This window comes from Bacillus sp. CR71 (genome assembly GCF_003429245.1).
GTDB lineage: Bacteria > Bacillota > Bacilli > Bacillales > Bacillaceae_G > Bacillus_A > Bacillus_A thuringiensis_S.
In genome coordinates this window covers 1007153-1023192 of the sequence record NZ_CP031748.1, presented here as the reverse complement: position 1 = coordinate 1023192, position 16040 = coordinate 1007153, and the positions used below count along the sequence as shown (strand labels likewise).

Sequence of the window (16040 nt, the reverse complement as noted above, 5' to 3'; positions counted from 1 at the left end):
TTTCATTCTATTTTACCACGCAATGTCATATATTTCTTTGCATATTGTAGCGTTTTATGTCAAAATAATTATAAGATTCTGATTTTAATTATTGGAGGGAATTTTCATGGGAGTATACGTTCTAACAGTCTTTGAAAAAGATGGTTCAAAAGCATTAGACGAATCATTCGAGGCGACAACTGAAAAAGAAGCAAAAGCAAAAGGTGAATCTATTTTACAAGAAAAAGGATTGTATGAAAAAACACATCGCTGTACATCTACTGCAGGTAAGCTCGTTTTATTCCAGCGCTAAAAAAAAGAAGCGTCATCCGCTTCTTTTTCACTCTACTATATCTTCGTCACACCACGTAAACACCACATCTAGAATGCGATTACCAATACGTACGCGTTTATTCCATTTACCTGTTTGGATCTGATGTTGCAATTCAGCTTTCATCTTTTCCGTCCAGTCGTGAATCGTTTCACTACCGTCGTACGGATATACGCCTGGAAACTCTTCCTGCAGTAGATGCAAGCTCTCTGCATCAAAATGAAAATGGAAGAAGTAGTTTGCTGTAAGCGATGGTTCTTGCAATCGTAAAAAATGATCATCAATTTGCTTTCTATTTCTATAGAAAGTAAAGATATTCACTTTACCGCTAGTAATTTGGTCAATTTGAATTTCGTGCTTCTCTATAATCACGTCTTGTCCACCTCGTTGTATACTATCTTTAGTATATATGTCTTTTGCAACAAAGTTAACCATTTTCGCGCGAAATTCATTTCCTTCATTATATTACCTGTACCTCCATATGCAATCAGAACAAATAAAAACAAAGTTGAAGGGGAGCGATCACATGTATTTCGGAAGCAAAGGTTGGTATGTAAAAGAACTTAAAAAATTAGGTATCCGTACTTATGAAGGTAAAAAACTAGAATCGTATCGTACGCATGTGTTATCTAGTTTACTTGAGAGAATGAAGAAGGCTTCGGCTTAATAGAAAAACACCTCCCGAATTCGCATACTAAGTATGCAAATTCAATGGAGGTGTTTTTATCAGTTTTCATAAAAGATTTTTTGCTTCCGCTGGAACGGATACGTTTTAATCTCAACTGTATCTAAATTTTCATTGAATAAATGAATGGCTATAATTTGTCTACAATCGTAAGTATGGTAATAATATGTTCCAGACTCCATACACATTGCACTTGTATAGATAGTATTATCTAATATACCGTCTTCTGTTATTACTGCCCCCTTAGGAACCTCACAATTTGATAAGATATGAAAAATAGCCGATATCCCGTCTTCTTCGTTCTCTATACCTTGAATGTTTTGTTTGCCATATGCTGCCCGCACGAATCTTGATGGCGGGGTGAAATCTCCAGGAAGTCCCATCGATCCGGAACCTTGGCCAAAAGCACTTAATGGTACGTCTCCCCACTCGGTTGGTGCAAATGGCTGCGATTTAAGTCCAATATATTGTCTTAAATTTTGTAAATGCCAATTAAACTCCGGGCTATTAGTCATCACTCCTATTGGATTGTCATACATTTTTATTCCATCAGTTGTCGGCTCAAGTACAATACACTCTCCCCATTTATCTGCTAAAATCCAATGTAGTGGCGGAGTAATCCCTAAAACTGGTAATGGTACATCTATAAGGGAAATGTTATCAACAGATTTTTTTAACTCTTCAACAGAATTAAACTGCGTCAAGCTCCAAGCCACAAAATCAAATGGTGCTAAATTCGTTTTATGGTCATCTATGCTGTTACTATAAGTAGCGAATCCCGGGAAATAGAGAGTGGCACATGTCATACCAGCTTCATTTACTCCGTCCGCCATAATAACCCTTCCTTCATGATTAATTCCCATTCCGACAACAGCCTTTTTCGCTCGGATCGTTTCACCAGTTATATTTTTCCACTGATAACGCCGAGGAATGATTATTACTTCCTGATTCATATCTAATGTGAAATCCATTGTTCTCGCAAAAAGATGCTGGAAATTTTTTGTTTGTAACGTCAAACTAGTACACATGAAGAAATCCCCCCATTTTATAGTTATATACACATTTTATAAAATTCTGATAAATACGCAAATTAAAAAACCTATTTATCACTAACAAAATAACCACCTAAACCAAAAATGCTATAATAAACCCAATCAAACTAAGGGGGCAAATTACTTTGCTTGGAACATGCATTCAATTTCATAAGTTTGGCAATCCAAAAGACGTATTACAAGTTGAATATAAAAATATAGAACCACTGAAAGATAATGAAGTTTTCGTTCGTATGCTAGTTAGACCGATTAATCCATCTGACTTAATTCCCATCACTGGAGCATACGCACATAGAATCCCTTTGCCTAACATACCTGGTTATGAAGGTGTTGGTATTGTAGAAGATGTTGGCGCAGGCGTTACTCGAGACCTTATCGGTAAACGTGTGTTACCTTTACGCGGGGAAGGTACTTGGCAAGAGTATGTGAAGACGTCAGCTGATTTTGTAGTCCCTATCCCTGATTCCATCGATGATTTTACAGCAGCGCAAATGTATATTAACCCTCTTACGGCGTGGGTTACTTGTACAGAAACGTTAAACTTACAACGTAATGACGTTTTATTAGTGAATGCTTGTGGATCTGCTATTGGACATCTATTTGCGCAGTTATCACAAATTTTAAACTTCCAATTCATTGCCGTTACAAGAAATAATAAGCATACAGAAGAATTACTACGCCTTGGTGCTGCATATGTAATTGATACTTCCACTGCCCCGCTTTATGAAACAGTTATGACATTAACAAACGGCAGAGGTGCAGATGCTGCGATTGATTCTATCGGGGGGCCGGCTGGAAATGAATTAGCTTTCTCCTTACGTCCAAACGGGCATTTTTTAACGATCGGTCTTCTATCAGGAATACAAGTGAACTGGGCCGAGATTGTCACGAAAGCAAAAGTACACGCAAACATATTTCATTTACGACATTGGAATAAAGAGGTATCACCATATAAATGGCAAGAAACGTTTCGTCACTTAATTTGTTTAGTAGAAAATAAGCAATTACGTTTTATGAAAGTCCATTCTACATATGACTTAGCGGATGTGAAAGCGGCAGTTGATGTTGTGCAGTCCGCTGAGAAAACGAAAGGGTAACTAACTGTTACGATTTATTTAACCAATTATAACGAAAGTTAATTAAATATATCAGTAAGCCCTGCTAGTCAAGTGATTGGCTAGTAGTGAGGGTTAACTGCGGGCAATCCCTAAAGCTGATTGAACTACAACGTGGCTAGAAATGGCGAGCGTGAATGTTGCGAAAGCAGAAAAAATCAATCAGATGGTGCAAGGTTAAATCCTAAACACTAGAACAATGGGTCTTCCGCCTCGAATCATCTAAGTCAAAAGCGATAAGATGAACGTTCAACGACTATCTCGTATAACTGACGAGAGTACATCACAAGCCTATGGTGGTGGAAAAATCCTCTATCTCTAAAGAGATAAACATATAGTCTGCGCTCATGTGAAAACATGAGAAGTTCATAAGAGAACTGGCTAAGGAATTGCGCCCTTAGTTGAACAAGATAAATTTTATTGAATCTATCAAACTTTATTGATTTTATCGAACGTATGTTCTATGTTTAGTTCGATGAGGTGAGAATAATAATGAAATTTTCACGAGTTAGTCAAGTATCGGAATTAACAGGTTTGCATCCGAGTAGTCTTACGAGAATGCTGGTGGAACACGCTACGATTCAGAAGAACAAATCTTTCATTAAAGGAGTTACATTCTGATGATATTGGCGAAGAAAGTCAGACTAATTCCAACGCTTGAACAAGAAAAAGTGCTTAGAAACCATGCTGGAGCTGCAAGATTCGCTTATAACTATTGTAAAAGAATGAGTGATAGATACTATAAGCTATTTGGAAAATCTGTTTCACAGTTAGCTTTACAGAAACGATTTACAAAGATCAAGAAGCGAAAGAAATATGAGTGGTTAAAAGACATTAATGCACAAGTTCCTAAACAGGCTTCAAGAGATTTTGATGCGGCGAGAAAAAATTCGTTCAAAAAGTACAAAAATGGTTCTCACACTTCTTATAAATCCAAAAAAGATGTAATCCAAGGATTTTATGCTAATTATGAAAGACTGATTATAGGAAAGAAAGTAGTTCACATTCAGTCTATTGGAGAAGTGAAAACAAGCCAACAACTACCAAAAAATAAAAAACCATCCAATCCAAGAGTTACCTTTGATGGTCGTCACTGGTGGATTAGTGTAGGGTTCCAAGAAGACTTTGAATTACAAGAACTAACGAATGAGTCGATTGGTGTGGATGTTGGTTTAAAAGAGCTTTTTGTAGCTTCTAATGGTATGAAAGAACGAAATATAAACAAAGATGCCAAGGTTAAAAAACTTTTGAAAAGGAAAAAGTCAGCACAAAGAGATATGTCTAGGAGATTTAAAAAAGGTGCAAAAATTCAATCTGCCGGATATGAAAAAGCGAAAGCTGAGCACCTGCGATTATCTAGGAAAATTACGAATATCCGAACTAACCATATCCATCAAGCAACAGCTAAATTGGTGAAAACCAAACCAATGAGGATTGTTGTGGAAGACTTATCTATCTCAAACCTGTTAAAAAACAAAAAACTATCGAAATCATTTTCATTTCAAAAATTAAACTTCTTCTTTCAATGTTTATCATACAAGTGCGAGAAGTACGGCATTGCGTATGTAAAAGCTGATAAATGGTTCGCTTCAAGCAAGATTTGCTCATGTTGCGGCGTAAAATACGACCATTCAGTTCAACCAGAAGGACAGTGGAGTTTAAAAATACGTGAGTGGTGTTGTGTTTCATGTAATAGCCATCACGATAGGGATGTAAATGCTGCGATAAATTTATCAAGATGGGTAAAATAAATGCTTGATAATAGGAGGTAACAATACTGCCTCGTGTGGAGTGTTCTCGCAGCCCCTCGTCCCTTTGGGGCTGCGAGAACACTTTGAAGCACTAACTTGTGTAAATTTGATTGAATTGTATAGATTTAGTTAAGTTTATCGTATCGGAAAGTGTTTTTGACGAGTTATTAAATGCAAAAGAAGAAGTCTTTTGCATTTACCTTTTAAATAGACTAGATAGTACATTTAGCAGTCTATAATTGTAATTTTTTGGTACAATTATATTGAAAGGTGAAAGGAGCTTCTAACATGTGGCTAATTTCGGCAATTTGGCCTGTTATACTAGTTGGTGGAATTGTAGTATTTGTAATAAAAAGACTGGAACATAAATATAAGCATGGCAAATTGGGTAAGAAAAAATCAAAAGAGGCTCAACTGTTATTAGATAGTTTCATACCTGTAGGAATGCTTTTTGGCTGTATAATCGGTTTGGTTTTCGGCATGTTTTTCCCAGATTTCTCACTGCTTTCCATTAGTTTAGGATCCGGAATAGGCTATTTATTTGGTTTTTTTGCCTATGAAATTTATAGCAAGACAGGAAACAATTTTTGTTAATCCAAAAGGAATAAGCGGGACAGTACATAGTAATCATATAAAATATGTAACTGTCCTTTATTTTTGCATCAATGTTATCAATTTTTCTTCCACATCCTATACGCCTTTTTTATTGATTTTTCTCCCCTCTTTCTTTCGCATATTCGCTTTTTTGTTTTTCTCGGCTCTATACCCAAAGTAAAGTATCGCACATGTAGTAATAGAACCTACAATGTATCCTAAAAAGCCTCCTAACCAAAACATAATATAAATTGCCCCCAATCCATTATAAATTTTATGTAACAGACATCTGTAAAACGTTCTCGGTACCTCCGTTTTTTATTACAGATTGGAAAATCCCCTTAACCATTCCATCTATGAACACTCTGTCTTCTCTATTTTGATTATTATCTATAAAGTTATTTATACCACTAATTCTTCCATTATCTCAAATAACAATTTTATTATAAAATTCGCACTTACGTTACATATATGTAGCATTACTGTTTCTTTTTCATTTAGCCCTTAAAACTGTTCTATAATTTGAACGAGTTCGCTCTTTTGTACGAAATACCATTTATGCTACTGGCACTTCTATTTTTCTAAGAAATACAATCCCATTCTTTTTACTTTTACAACTTAAAAACAAAAAACCCCCTCAAAGCATGAACTTCAAGGGGTGAGCCTGTTTTTTATTTACTTATATACGTACAGCTGTACCACTGACAGCTACCATTAACATTCCATCACGAACAACCTCGTAATCTACGTCAATACCAACGATAGCGTTCGCACCTTTTTGTTTTGCAAGTTCTTTCATTTCGCCCATTGCGATATCACGAGCTTCTTTAAGCTTACTTTCATAAGAACCAGCACGACCACCGACAACATCACGAACAGAAGCGAATAAATCGCGGACAATGTTTGCACCCATAATAGCTTCACCATTTACAATATCAATATACTCAATAATCTCTTTACCTTGAATTCCAGAAGTTGTTGTTACAATCATGACTGACACTCTCCTAATAAGTTGTAGTTTTGATAAGCTTTCTTATGACTTTATTATGACATGGAAAAAGTATCTAATCTATTGAATTACCTTACAGGAATGTGACAGTTTTGTAATAATAAAACGCGCATTATGTTCCATTTTAATAAAGCGCTTTAATATTGGGATACATAAACGATTCTCTATTTTCTTTCCAATCTTTTTCTACTTCTTTAAAAGTTGGTCGTCCTAATTCTTTATTATTTTCATGTTTACTAAACCACTTTTTCACATACTGGTCTCCATTTTTATTTTGAACTGTACAAAGGAAGCTATTACTGCTATCCTTTAATATTTTTACAATCACGAAAAGGCACCTCTTCCCTTTTAAATAACATGATAGAACTTGATCTTTTACTATAAGCCCTTCCTCTCTTATAGTCATACGACTCCTCGGCCGCGCCAAAGTTGTAAGATCAAAAAAACGATATTCACTATGTTTATATTTTGCATAATTGATATGTGAAGTAAATATTATTTAAAGAAATCAGAGTTATAAGCATTATGCTTATCAAATATTTTATAAATTTCTAACTTATCATCTAATGTTGCATCTACTAAAATTAATATATTTCCATCGTAAATATATTCTTCATACTTTTTAGCATGTTCTTCTGGAATTCCTAATCCTATAAATGCTCCTATTAAACTTCCAGCTCCTCCGCCAATACCAGCTCCACCAATAGCTGCTGCGATTGGTCCTGCTGCTACAATTGGACCCATTCCAGAAATGGCAAGTATACCAAGGCCAGTTAATAAACCACCTAGTCCCCCTGCTACTCCTCCTGCTACAAGCCCTGTCGCTGAAAAGATATCTGCTTTATGTGCAGTTTCATTCTTAACTTTTTCACCCGATTTTTCTTCCAGGTGTTCAATTTCCTTTTGATCCTTCGCAATAGCTGAAATGTTATCTGCTGGGTATCCTTTATCATTTAATTCATTAATAACGAGTGCCGCATCATCAATTGTTCTAAAAACACCTACTATTTTTCTATATACATTCATAACTATTAACCTCCTAAAGTTTTATATAATGTATCTTTATTTTTCTTCATTTCTGTATACACTAACCTTCTTATTAACATAACCATTTACGAAAAATGCGAATAGTAAAAGCACTACAAGTGAACTACTTAACAAGTAAATTAAATCAAATGTAATATCAATCATCATTTCATTCATGTATACCAGGCTCCTTTTTATTTAAAGTAAAAGTATATTTTGATAGACTAATCTACTAAACATAGACATCTTACAATTCATCTTCAGTCAATCTCTTTATAGTATATGTATACCCTTCCTAACTCTTTCTAAACGTAAAAAACTTTAATTATATTTTTCTTATTTATACGTTTAACATCTTCTAAAACGGGTATGTTTATATTGTTATGCTCACTATATGGAAAGGAATATTACGATGAACGCCATTCACTCTACTACTATTTCTTATAATGAAACACCTACAATAACTCAGATTCATCATTTTTATGCTTTAATGACAACATTTCAAGCTAATTTGTTTATAAGTAAACATGGAACAATGACATCAATCAAAAATTTAAGCACTCTAGTATCCTTTTTCCTTACTGTAAAAAAGAAAGATCTTGTATTATTTATTTTTGAAGGAATAGATGCAAAAAAAGCTTTAAGAACACTCTTTCCTTCTTAGAATGTTTGTTATCCTCTATTCCCCCGTTTACTACCTTTCATATATGTTTTTATATTTCAAAATGATTTCCTCTATGAAAAAAGAACCCCCTAATACAGTAGGGGGATTTCTAGTTTGGCCTTATGAAAACTGATATAATATATATTACGTTTTTTATTCTTTAAAATAGAAAACTTTTAATAATCTTGAAGGTAGGAATTTTTGATGAAATCGAAAGCAAAATTTAGTATTCGTTACAAAATTATGGCTGGTTATTTAGTTATCATTTTGTTCTTGCTTATTTCTTTCATTATGTTAAACAATGGGATTTCCAGTTTACAAAAATCTCGTAATTTTATTATTGATCACGATTTTAAAGTTCTTAATTTAACGAATCAAGTGGAGAAAGATTTACTAACAATTGAAAATAAAGCAAAAGGATTTATCACTTCTAATGATGCAAATTACGTTCAATCCCTTAACGCTGCAGAAAAGGATTACGAAAAACATTATCAAGATCTTTTTTCTTTATTAGAGGATAACCCCTCTCAGCAAGAAAAATTAAAACAGATTAACGAAAACATTACTAGTTGGATTAATAAAGAGATTCACCCACTCATTACAAATAATAATAGTAATAATGTACAAACAATCGACACGACTCAAATTCAGTCATTACAGTCGCAGCTAACTAACTTCCGTAGCACTGAGGAGCAACTAACGAAAAAAAGAGCTGCACAATTAGATATTGAAAATAATAAATTAGAGATTTGGTTATACAGTTTATTGTTCTTACTTTCTTGTATTTCCATTATCGTTTCACTCTATATTTCGAATTCCATTACAAAAACGATTAAAAATGTAATTCAAGCTATTAAATCCATTTCTTCCAAAGAAAAAATTACGGAAAGAATTCATGTAAATACACATGATGAAATAAAAGATCTTGCTCATACAACAAATCACCTACTAGACGAAATATCGAAAAGAGAGTGGTTACAAACTGAGCTTGCAGAATTAATTTTAATGTATCAAGGTGTATCTTCTATTGAGATGTTAGGTAAAAAAATTCTGAGTGGAATTATACAAAAAACGCAAACTTCTTGCGGTGCATTTTATGTTCGTGAAGAAATTGAAGACACTGTCTACTATGTGAAGAAAGCTTCTTTCGCCGGTCAAGGTCCTGATGTTGGAAAACAGTCTATTAAAATGGGTGAAGGTTTCATTGGACAGTCTGCTTTAGAAAAGAAAAGTTTTATTCTCAGGGACATACCTGAAGAATTCCGTTACGTTACTACTGGATTATTAGAAATACGCCCTAAAAACCTACTAGTCATCCCTATCTTATTTGAGGATGAAGTGATCGCAGTAATGGAGTTAGTAAGTGTAACTGAGATTTCAGACTTACATCAAGATTTAATTCAACAAACCGTTGATAATCTAGGTTTAACAATCCATAGCATTATGGGACGTATGCGAATTCAAACTCTTTTACATGAATCACAAGCAATGACAGAAGAGTTACAAGTTCAATCAGAAGAATTGCAAACGCAAGCGGAAGAACTACAAATGCAAGCAGAAGAATTACGAACAACGAATGAACAATTAGAGTCTAGAACGGAAGAAGCTGAACAAAAGACAGCCGACTTACAAATTACTAAATTAGAATTAGAAGAAAAAGCAAGCGAGTTGTTACGCAGCTCAAAATACAAATCAGAGTTCCTAGCAAATATGTCACATGAATTACGCACACCGTTAAATAGTATTTTACTATTATCTGAAATGTTAAGAGAAAATCATGATAACAATTTATCCGACGATGAAATTGAATTAGCAACCGTCATTCATTCATCAGGGAAAGACTTACTTACTTTAATTAATGACATACTAGATTTATCTAAAGTAGAAGCAGGCAAACTAGACATCATTTTTGAAGCAACGAACATAAGTGACATGGCAGCCAATATGCATCAAAACTTTTTACATATAGCTGCACAAAAAAATGTCGAATTTACTATTGAAGACAGTGATACGATTCCTGATTTGTTTTATACAGATGCAAAACGGATTGAGCAAATTATTAAAAACTTATTATCCAATGCATTTAAATTCACGGAAAAAGGATCCGTTTCTTTACATTTCGATTCAATAGAAACAACCAATTTAAGTCATGATATGCAGTCTATAAGTAAAGATTGGATTACAATTTCAGTAAAAGATACTGGTATTGGTATCGCTAAAGAACAGCATCAACTTATCTTCGAAGCCTTTCAACAGGCAGATGGAGCAACGATTCGAAAGTATGGTGGTACAGGATTAGGTTTATCTATTTGTAAAGAGTTTGCTAGATTGTTAGGTGGTTGGATTACGTTAGAGAGTAATGTAGGAGAAGGTAGTACTTTCACGGTATATATTCCTAACCTTCCAAATGGATTACATGATATACAGTTCTCCAATTTAGAAGTCGCAGCAACGATAGAAGATGTTATTCCTGCTGAAGTTGTTGAAGAAACTATCGTTACTACCGAAACAAATAACGTCTTCCAAGAGAAAACCATTTTAATTGTCGATGATGATCATCGAAATATATTTGCGTTACAAAATGCATTAAAAAAACAAAACGCCAACATTATTACTGCCCAAAACGGCATAGAGTGTTTAGAAATACTAAAAAGCAATACAAATATTGACCTTATTTTAATGGATATTATGATGCCTAATATGGACGGTTATGAAACGATGGAAAATATCCGAATGAACTTAGGGTTACATGAAATACCTATTATCGCATTAACTGCTAAAGCAATGCCAAATGATAAGGAAAAATGTTTATCTGCTGGCGCTTCAGATTATATAAGTAAACCATTAAACCTACATCAACTCTATTCGGTAATGAGTGTATGGTTAATAAAATAAGTGAGGTTTAGTTGGAGTGGAAAATAAGTATTATAATTTTGATCCATCAGTAGATACGGATGAGCGCACGAACTTAGAAATTGAATTACTATTGGAAGCGGTATTTAAACTATCAGGATTTGATTTTCGCCAATATGCTCGCACATCTATTTATAGAAGGATTTGTAATCGAATGCAGCTCTCTAATATCCCAACCATTTCAAAATTAATTGAAAAAGTAATTCACGAGGAAGGGGTTTTAGAACAGTTATTAAATGATTTCTCGATTAATGTAACTGAGATGTTCCGTAACCCTGCCTTTTTTAAAGCGCTAAGAGAGCATGTTATTCCTGAATTGAAAAAGCAACCTGAAATTAGAATTTGGCATGCTGGATGCGCAACTGGTGAAGAAGTATTATCGATGTCCATCTTACTTCACGAAGAAGGATTAAGTGAAAAGTCGGTTATTTACGCAACAGATATGAATACAAATGTGTTAGAAAAAGCAAAACAAGCTATCCTCCCGTTAAATAAAATGCAAACTTACACGAAAAACTATTTACAAGCTGGCGGTACACAAGCATTTTCTAACTATTATTCAACAGATAATCGTTTTGCTTATTTTAATCCTTCACTGTTACAAAACATTATTTTTGCACAGCATAATTTAGTAACCGATCAATCTTTTAACGAGTTTCATATTATACTTTGTCGTAACGTTTTAATTTACTTTACAAGTAAACTTCAAAATCAAGTGCAGCAACTATTTTATGAAAGCTTAAGTCACAATGGATTTCTATGTTTAGGAAATAAAGAAACTCTTCGTTTTTCAAATATAATGCCGCATTATACCCAATTTAATCCTAGTGAACAAATTTATCAAAAAATACAATAAAGTGAAACTTTAATCAGTGGGGGTATCCCCCACTGATTATTAGTTGAACCAATCGGGCATTTACGGGCAGTTGATCTCCCACCTACCTTCTTTGCTTCAGACTAATTTTTTGGTAGGAGTCTTACTGCCCGTTAATGCGGGATAAAAAGCGTATGAAATCCTCTGTTTGGATTTCATACGCTTTTTATTTTGCATTCGTTTGTATCATAATTAGGCACATATCATCTGATTGTGCTTTCTTCTGTTCTCCCTTATAAAACCCTTCTATCTCGCCTTCTAAATCTCCCCATTTTCTTTCTGTAAAAGTACGTAATTTCTCTTCAGCCTCAAATTCATCATTTGCAATTGCTTCAAGAACACCATCTGTAAACAATACGATTTGAGCGTTCTTCTCAAAAGGTATAACTGTCTTTTCAACTTTTATTTCATCAAAAAATCCTACCGCACAACTCCCGCGATTTAGTTCAACCATATTTGTTTCATCAACTAAAACGTATCCAGAAGGATGCCCTGCATTTACATATTCAATCGTTCTCTTTTCTGTATCTACTACTAAATATATCGCTGTAAAATAATATGGAATATCGTCATTCTCATTATGTAAAAGAGTCATATATTTATTTAAGTCTTTAATGACAAGTTCTGGATCGATTAAAGATTTAATCGTTTCACGTAATACAGACGAAATAAACATACAAACTAATGAAGCAGATATACCATGTCCCATCACATCTAATAATATAATACCGTAGCGGTTTCCATCGATTTTATACCAATAATACATATCTCCAGCTAATTTAAATGAAGGTAAGTAACTTGCTTCAATTTCTATATAATCTTCTCTTAATGGGCTACTTAATAAGTTTCTTTGTACTTGCGTAGCTAAATCTAGTTCATTCCGAAGATTTTCTTCTTGTTCTTTATGCCAATTTAATTCCGATTTCAAGCGTAACGCTACACGCATACGTGCTAATAGTTCAACTTTATTTATAGGTTTCGTAATATAATCCATTGCCCCCATATCAAGAGCTTCGGCCAACTTATTTGCATCCTCTAAAGCTGTAACAAAAATAATAGGAATATCTTTAAACTTCTCCTCTTTTTGTAATCGCCTACAAACTTCAAGTCCATCAATTTCAGGCATCATAATATCTAATAGTATTAAGTCAATTTCATTATGCCTGGAAGAATCTTTTCCAAACTGTATGTATTCGAAGAGCTCTTGTGCAGAATTGAGCGATACAAGATCATGATATCCGGCTTGTTTTAAAATTTTCTCAATTACAAATATGTTAACCGGATTATCATCAACAATTAAAATGGACACAAGTTATTTCCCCTTTTCTTATTTAAAATGTAAATCTAATATCATTTTCTATTTTTCTAGTATTACATACTCAGTTACAAAATGAAAATTTCGTACTCAAACATATTTATACAACAAAAGAACAAACCCCTAGAAATAGGAATTTGTTCTTTCACTGTATAAATTTCTACTTTTAATTTAACACCATTGCTTTATCATTTAAAAGACGATCTAATTCTTCCATATGATTTGTTTCATCTGCAATCATATCTTCTAGTTTTACAACTAACTCTGTCATATTTAATTTCGCTGCCTGTTCTTTTCTCGTTTCATAACGCTTAATTGTTTCATATTCTGATTGTCTAGCGGATTCTAACATTTCTCTAACATCTTCTACTTGTTTCACTGGTAAAGGGATCGTAGTAGGTGTACCACCTAACGTCTTAATTTTCTCCGCTAAATATAGGGCATGTCCTTGTTCATCACTAATTTCAGATTCAAAGAAAGGTTTCAATACTTGTCTATATATACCAGAAACTGTAGCAGCATTATGGTTATACATAATAATTGCTGAGTATTCTCCTGCTAAATCTTCATTCAATCCTTCGATTAGTTCTTTCACATCGTGTGACATTTTTATATCTCCTCCTATACTTAATAAGTACCCCTTTCCTCATGTTTTAAACATAATTATTTAAAATTTTTATGTATCTAAAAATGCAGCTTGCTTCAATTTACTTATCGCTTGTCTTTTAATACGAGAAACGTGCATTTGCGAAATACCTAACCGTTCTCCTGTATCTTTTTGATTTAAATTTTCTCCAAATATATAATGAATAACACTCTTTTCCGTATCATTTAATACGTTAAAAATATCCTCTAAAACGAGACGTCTTTCTGTCTGTTCATATCCTTGCTCTACTTCACCTACAGATTCAATTCTCGCTACCGAACTTCCATCAGATGAATTTTCAACTACATCATCTAAGGAAGATACTCGATAATTATTTTTCGCATCCATAATCTCTAGAACTTCCTCTTCCGATAGTCCTAAATGATTTGCAATTTCTATTATCTTCGGTGAACGTTGCAGGTGATCTGTTAACTCCTCTATCGCAATTTTAATTTTCCCGCCTAAATCTTTAATTCGCCTTGGAACATGAATACCCCAAGTTTTATCACGTAAATACTTCTTTATTTCGCCTACTATTGTAGGTATTGCAAACGGCTCAAAAGCATTCCCTATCGAATAATCATACCTTCTTATTGCGCCTAAGAGCCCTAACATCCCTACTTGTATAATATCCTCATGCATCGGCCCACCTTTTGAATAGCGATATGCAATGGAATATACGAGATTTTTATAATGATCAACTAACCTTTCCTGCGCTTCATTACATTGGTTTTGTTGGAAGTCTGCAATTAGCTTAATAACGTCTTCTTTAGTAAGAGTTGTAGGTTGAGATTGGATTTCCATCATTCTCCACCTGCTCTCTTTGTATATATTTTGTCATTAAAACTGTCATGCCCTCATCATGCATGATTTGTATATCATCCATTAACGTATTGATTAAATATAAACCTAAACCATTTTCCGGCAAATGTTCTACTGGTTTATTAATATCATACGGACCGACTTTACTTTTTAAGCTACTGAAATCAAAGCTAACTCCATTATCCGCAGCCATAATTTCTAATCGATCTTCATATAGACCAAAGACAATTGTAATTTCTCCAACGTCTTCTTTATATGCATGTTGTACAATGTTTGTACATGCTTCACTAATAGCAATTTTCATATCTTCTATATCGTCATAAGCAAAGCCCATTCGATTCGCAACACCAGCCATTGTTAAACGAATAATAGCCACATATTCTGCTTTTGCAGGAATTTTCATTTCTATCTTTTCAAATCTCTCCATCATCCCTAGTCACCTTCTTTCTACTTTTTCAAAATCGGAATTCAAATTTAATATTTCTGTTAGCCCTGTAATATCAAATAATCTTTTTAGCCTTTTAGATACACCAATAAACTCTAGCTTCCCATCATTTTTCTTAACTGCTTTTAATAAAGCTATAAAAACTCCTAAGCCTGTACTATCCATATAATCTACGTTATGAAAATCTACTACAATATGAACCTCTTTTTCATTTGCAATAGGCATAATCTTACTTTTTAAATCTGATGCCGTATACGCATCAATCTCACCAGTAAGTTGTACCGTATAACCTAATTCATTTTGCAAGATGTTAATTTTCAAATTCATCATTTCCGCCCCCTCATCTCAAACTTTTACTATTTAATTACCCATAAAAATTAGTTTTAAACATATTTTTTAATTTTCATTATAAATAAATTTTCTACACCTTTCTCAGCTTAACACTAAAAAAAATACTACCGAATGTTTAAACCTTATAAATTTGTGTATGTATAATGTATAAACATTATTTTTAGGGGGATCTATCTATGGAAGAGCACAACTTTAAAAAGGGAGATTTCGTTCAATTTTCTTATCGACACGATCATGCTACAAAGTTAGTTGGTTCCATTATTAATATACTAACGAATACAATTGTAGTTGATATAGGTAATAACGAGGACTTATCTCATATAGAACCAAGGCAGGTCGTAAGGATAAATAATTGTAAAAGAGTAACGATGGTTTAATATGTAATATAAAGTGTAATCTCAATCAGTGGGGCCATCCTCACTGATTATTTATTGAATAAACATGATGATTGCGAGCAACCTTCATACA

The 16040-nt window shown here is 33.6% G+C and carries 22 protein-coding genes; 10 read left to right on the top strand and 12 right to left on the bottom strand.

Annotated elements, in window-relative coordinates; all coding sequences use genetic code 11:
* The first annotated feature begins 106 nt into the window (after positions 1–106).
* Positions 107–292 (top strand): YhzD family protein, encoded by a 186-nt coding sequence (locus DOS87_RS05315; protein ID WP_000539558.1) that lies wholly within the window; start codon positions 107–109, stop codon positions 290–292.
* A 27-nt stretch (positions 293–319) separates the two neighbouring features.
* Here the strand turns inward: DOS87_RS05315 and DOS87_RS05310 are convergent, their stop codons facing one another.
* Entirely contained in the window at positions 320–682 is a 363-nt protein-coding gene (locus tag DOS87_RS05310; RefSeq protein ID WP_000582776.1) for a hypothetical protein, read from the bottom strand.
* A gap of 154 nt (positions 683–836) precedes the next feature.
* On the opposite strand from DOS87_RS05310, the gene DOS87_RS05305 reads away from it, so the two are divergent.
* Positions 837–977: a YflJ family protein gene (locus DOS87_RS05305; RefSeq protein WP_000273536.1), complete on the top strand. Its 141-nt coding sequence runs from the start codon at positions 837–839 to the stop codon at positions 975–977.
* 59 nt (positions 978–1036) lie between these two features.
* Here DOS87_RS05305 and DOS87_RS05300 read toward each other — a convergent pair whose 3' ends face one another.
* On the bottom strand, positions 1037–2023 hold the full coding sequence (locus DOS87_RS05300) for a choloylglycine hydrolase family protein (RefSeq protein ID WP_000337586.1): 987 nt from the start codon (positions 2021–2023) through the stop codon (positions 1037–1039).
* 149 nt (positions 2024–2172) lie between these two features.
* Between DOS87_RS05300 and DOS87_RS05295 the strand changes: the two genes are divergently transcribed.
* The 4 genes from DOS87_RS05295 to DOS87_RS05285 all read left to right on the top strand — a co-directional run bounded on the left by DOS87_RS05295 (position 2173) and on the right by DOS87_RS05285 (position 5507).
* Complete coding sequence (locus DOS87_RS05295) at positions 2173–3144, top strand: zinc-dependent alcohol dehydrogenase family protein (protein ID WP_000901738.1); 972 nt, start codon at positions 2173–2175, stop codon at positions 3142–3144.
* Between the two features lie 510 nt (positions 3145–3654).
* Entirely contained in the window at positions 3655–3783 is a 129-nt protein-coding gene (locus tag DOS87_RS30030; RefSeq protein ID WP_000672787.1) for a hypothetical protein, read from the top strand.
* Positions 3783–4913, top strand: a complete 1131-nt coding sequence (locus DOS87_RS05290; protein WP_151619249.1) for an RNA-guided endonuclease InsQ/TnpB family protein — start codon at positions 3783–3785, stop codon at positions 4911–4913. Before DOS87_RS30030 ends, DOS87_RS05290 begins: the two co-directional genes overlap by 1 nt.
* 288 nt (positions 4914–5201) lie before the next feature.
* A complete protein-coding gene (locus DOS87_RS05285) occupies positions 5202–5507 on the top strand; it encodes a hypothetical protein (RefSeq protein ID WP_000266260.1) in 306 nt (101 codons plus the stop codon).
* A gap of 96 nt (positions 5508–5603) precedes the next feature.
* Here DOS87_RS05285 and DOS87_RS05280 read toward each other — a convergent pair whose 3' ends face one another.
* From DOS87_RS05280 to DOS87_RS05260, 5 genes are all read right to left on the bottom strand, one after another.
* Complete coding sequence (locus DOS87_RS05280; RefSeq protein WP_000498641.1) at positions 5604–5750, bottom strand: hypothetical protein; 147 nt, start codon at positions 5748–5750, stop codon at positions 5604–5606.
* Positions 5751–6186: 436 nt separating this feature from the next.
* Complete coding sequence (locus DOS87_RS05275) at positions 6187–6498, bottom strand: YbjQ family protein (protein WP_000637513.1); 312 nt, start codon at positions 6496–6498, stop codon at positions 6187–6189.
* Between the two features lie 142 nt (positions 6499–6640).
* A complete protein-coding gene (locus tag DOS87_RS05270; protein ID WP_000635853.1) occupies positions 6641–6844 on the bottom strand; it encodes a DUF4028 family protein in 204 nt (67 codons plus the stop codon).
* 167 nt (positions 6845–7011) lie between these two features.
* Positions 7012–7542: a general stress protein gene (locus DOS87_RS05265; RefSeq protein ID WP_098578405.1), complete on the bottom strand. Its 531-nt coding sequence runs from the start codon at positions 7540–7542 to the stop codon at positions 7012–7014.
* A gap of 36 nt (positions 7543–7578) precedes the next feature.
* Positions 7579–7719, bottom strand: a complete 141-nt coding sequence (locus tag DOS87_RS05260; RefSeq protein WP_001004568.1) for a hypothetical protein — start codon at positions 7717–7719, stop codon at positions 7579–7581.
* 235 nt (positions 7720–7954) lie between these two features.
* Between DOS87_RS05260 and DOS87_RS05255 the strand changes: the two genes are divergently transcribed.
* The 3 genes from DOS87_RS05255 to DOS87_RS05245 all read left to right on the top strand — a co-directional run bounded on the left by DOS87_RS05255 (position 7955) and on the right by DOS87_RS05245 (position 11975).
* Positions 7955–8206: a hypothetical protein gene (locus DOS87_RS05255; RefSeq protein ID WP_000991351.1), complete on the top strand. Its 252-nt coding sequence runs from the start codon at positions 7955–7957 to the stop codon at positions 8204–8206.
* A gap of 204 nt (positions 8207–8410) precedes the next feature.
* Positions 8411–11101 carry an ATP-binding protein gene (locus DOS87_RS05250; RefSeq protein WP_000836707.1) on the top strand — a complete coding sequence of 897 codons (2691 nt, stop codon included), beginning with the start codon at positions 8411–8413 and terminating at the stop codon, positions 11099–11101.
* 16 nt (positions 11102–11117) lie between these two features.
* Positions 11118–11975 carry a CheR family methyltransferase gene (locus DOS87_RS05245; protein WP_000429043.1) on the top strand — a complete coding sequence of 286 codons (858 nt, stop codon included), beginning with the start codon at positions 11118–11120 and terminating at the stop codon, positions 11973–11975.
* Between the two features lie 184 nt (positions 11976–12159).
* On the opposite strand, the gene DOS87_RS05240 is transcribed toward DOS87_RS05245, so the two are convergent.
* The 5 genes from DOS87_RS05240 to DOS87_RS05220 all read right to left on the bottom strand — a co-directional run bounded on the left by DOS87_RS05240 (position 12160) and on the right by DOS87_RS05220 (position 15551).
* The gene (locus tag DOS87_RS05240; protein ID WP_000025521.1) at positions 12160–13302 is read right to left on the bottom strand and encodes a fused response regulator/phosphatase; all 1143 of its coding nucleotides are present in this window, start codon (positions 13300–13302) and stop codon (positions 12160–12162) included.
* Positions 13303–13474: 172 nt separating this feature from the next.
* Entirely contained in the window at positions 13475–13915 is a 441-nt protein-coding gene (locus DOS87_RS05235) for a ferritin-like domain-containing protein (protein WP_000017755.1), read from the bottom strand.
* A gap of 69 nt (positions 13916–13984) precedes the next feature.
* Positions 13985–14761 (bottom strand): RNA polymerase sigma factor SigB, encoded by a 777-nt coding sequence (gene sigB / locus DOS87_RS05230; protein WP_098578404.1) that lies wholly within the window; start codon positions 14759–14761, stop codon positions 13985–13987.
* Positions 14724–15206, bottom strand: a complete 483-nt coding sequence (rsbW, locus tag DOS87_RS05225) for an anti-sigma B factor RsbW (protein WP_000970581.1) — start codon at positions 15204–15206, stop codon at positions 14724–14726. The genes sigB and rsbW overlap by 38 nt, the downstream gene beginning before the upstream one ends.
* Positions 15207–15212: 6 nt before the next feature.
* Positions 15213–15551 carry an STAS domain-containing protein gene (locus DOS87_RS05220; RefSeq protein WP_044783546.1) on the bottom strand — a complete coding sequence of 113 codons (339 nt, stop codon included), beginning with the start codon at positions 15549–15551 and terminating at the stop codon, positions 15213–15215.
* 197 nt (positions 15552–15748) lie between these two features.
* Here DOS87_RS05220 and DOS87_RS05215 point away from each other — a divergent pair, with 197 nt between their 5' ends.
* Entirely contained in the window at positions 15749–15949 is a 201-nt protein-coding gene (locus tag DOS87_RS05215) for a hypothetical protein (RefSeq protein ID WP_000390996.1), read from the top strand.
* The last annotated feature ends 91 nt before the right edge of the window (positions 15950–16040 follow it).

What these genes read in the sequence shown, in the direction of transcription:
- DOS87_RS05315 (WP_000539558.1), top strand. Translation starts at nt 107, where the DNA reads ATGGGAGTATACGTTCTAACAGTCTTTGAAAAAGATGGTTCAAAAGCA.
- DOS87_RS05305 (WP_000273536.1), top strand. Translation starts at nt 837, where the DNA reads ATGTATTTCGGAAGCAAAGGTTGGTATGTAAAAGAACTTAAAAAATTA.
- DOS87_RS05300 (WP_000337586.1), bottom strand. Translation starts at nt 2,023, where the DNA reads ATGTGTACTAGTTTGACGTTACAAACAAAAAATTTCCAGCATCTTTTT.
- DOS87_RS30030 (WP_000672787.1), top strand. Translation starts at nt 3,655, where the DNA reads ATGAAATTTTCACGAGTTAGTCAAGTATCGGAATTAACAGGTTTGCAT.
- DOS87_RS05290 (WP_151619249.1), top strand. Translation starts at nt 3,783, where the DNA reads ATGATATTGGCGAAGAAAGTCAGACTAATTCCAACGCTTGAACAAGAA.
- DOS87_RS05285 (WP_000266260.1), top strand. Translation starts at nt 5,202, where the DNA reads ATGTGGCTAATTTCGGCAATTTGGCCTGTTATACTAGTTGGTGGAATT.
- DOS87_RS05280 (WP_000498641.1), bottom strand. Translation starts at nt 5,750, where the DNA reads ATGTTTTGGTTAGGAGGCTTTTTAGGATACATTGTAGGTTCTATTACT.
- DOS87_RS05275 (WP_000637513.1), bottom strand. Translation starts at nt 6,498, where the DNA reads ATGATTGTAACAACAACTTCTGGAATTCAAGGTAAAGAGATTATTGAG.
- DOS87_RS05265 (WP_098578405.1), bottom strand. Translation starts at nt 7,542, where the DNA reads ATGAATGTATATAGAAAAATAGTAGGTGTTTTTAGAACAATTGATGAT.
- DOS87_RS05260 (WP_001004568.1), bottom strand. Translation starts at nt 7,719, where the DNA reads ATGAATGAAATGATGATTGATATTACATTTGATTTAATTTACTTGTTA.
- DOS87_RS05255 (WP_000991351.1), top strand. Translation starts at nt 7,955, where the DNA reads ATGAACGCCATTCACTCTACTACTATTTCTTATAATGAAACACCTACA.
- DOS87_RS05250 (WP_000836707.1), top strand. Translation starts at nt 8,411, where the DNA reads ATGAAATCGAAAGCAAAATTTAGTATTCGTTACAAAATTATGGCTGGT.
- DOS87_RS05235 (WP_000017755.1), bottom strand. Translation starts at nt 13,915, where the DNA reads ATGTCACACGATGTGAAAGAACTAATCGAAGGATTGAATGAAGATTTA.
- sigB (WP_098578404.1), bottom strand. Translation starts at nt 14,761, where the DNA reads ATGATGGAAATCCAATCTCAACCTACAACTCTTACTAAAGAAGACGTT.
- rsbW (WP_000970581.1), bottom strand. Translation starts at nt 15,206, where the DNA reads ATGATGGAGAGATTTGAAAAGATAGAAATGAAAATTCCTGCAAAAGCA.
- DOS87_RS05220 (WP_044783546.1), bottom strand. Translation starts at nt 15,551, where the DNA reads ATGATGAATTTGAAAATTAACATCTTGCAAAATGAATTAGGTTATACG.
- DOS87_RS05215 (WP_000390996.1), top strand. Translation starts at nt 15,749, where the DNA reads ATGGAAGAGCACAACTTTAAAAAGGGAGATTTCGTTCAATTTTCTTAT.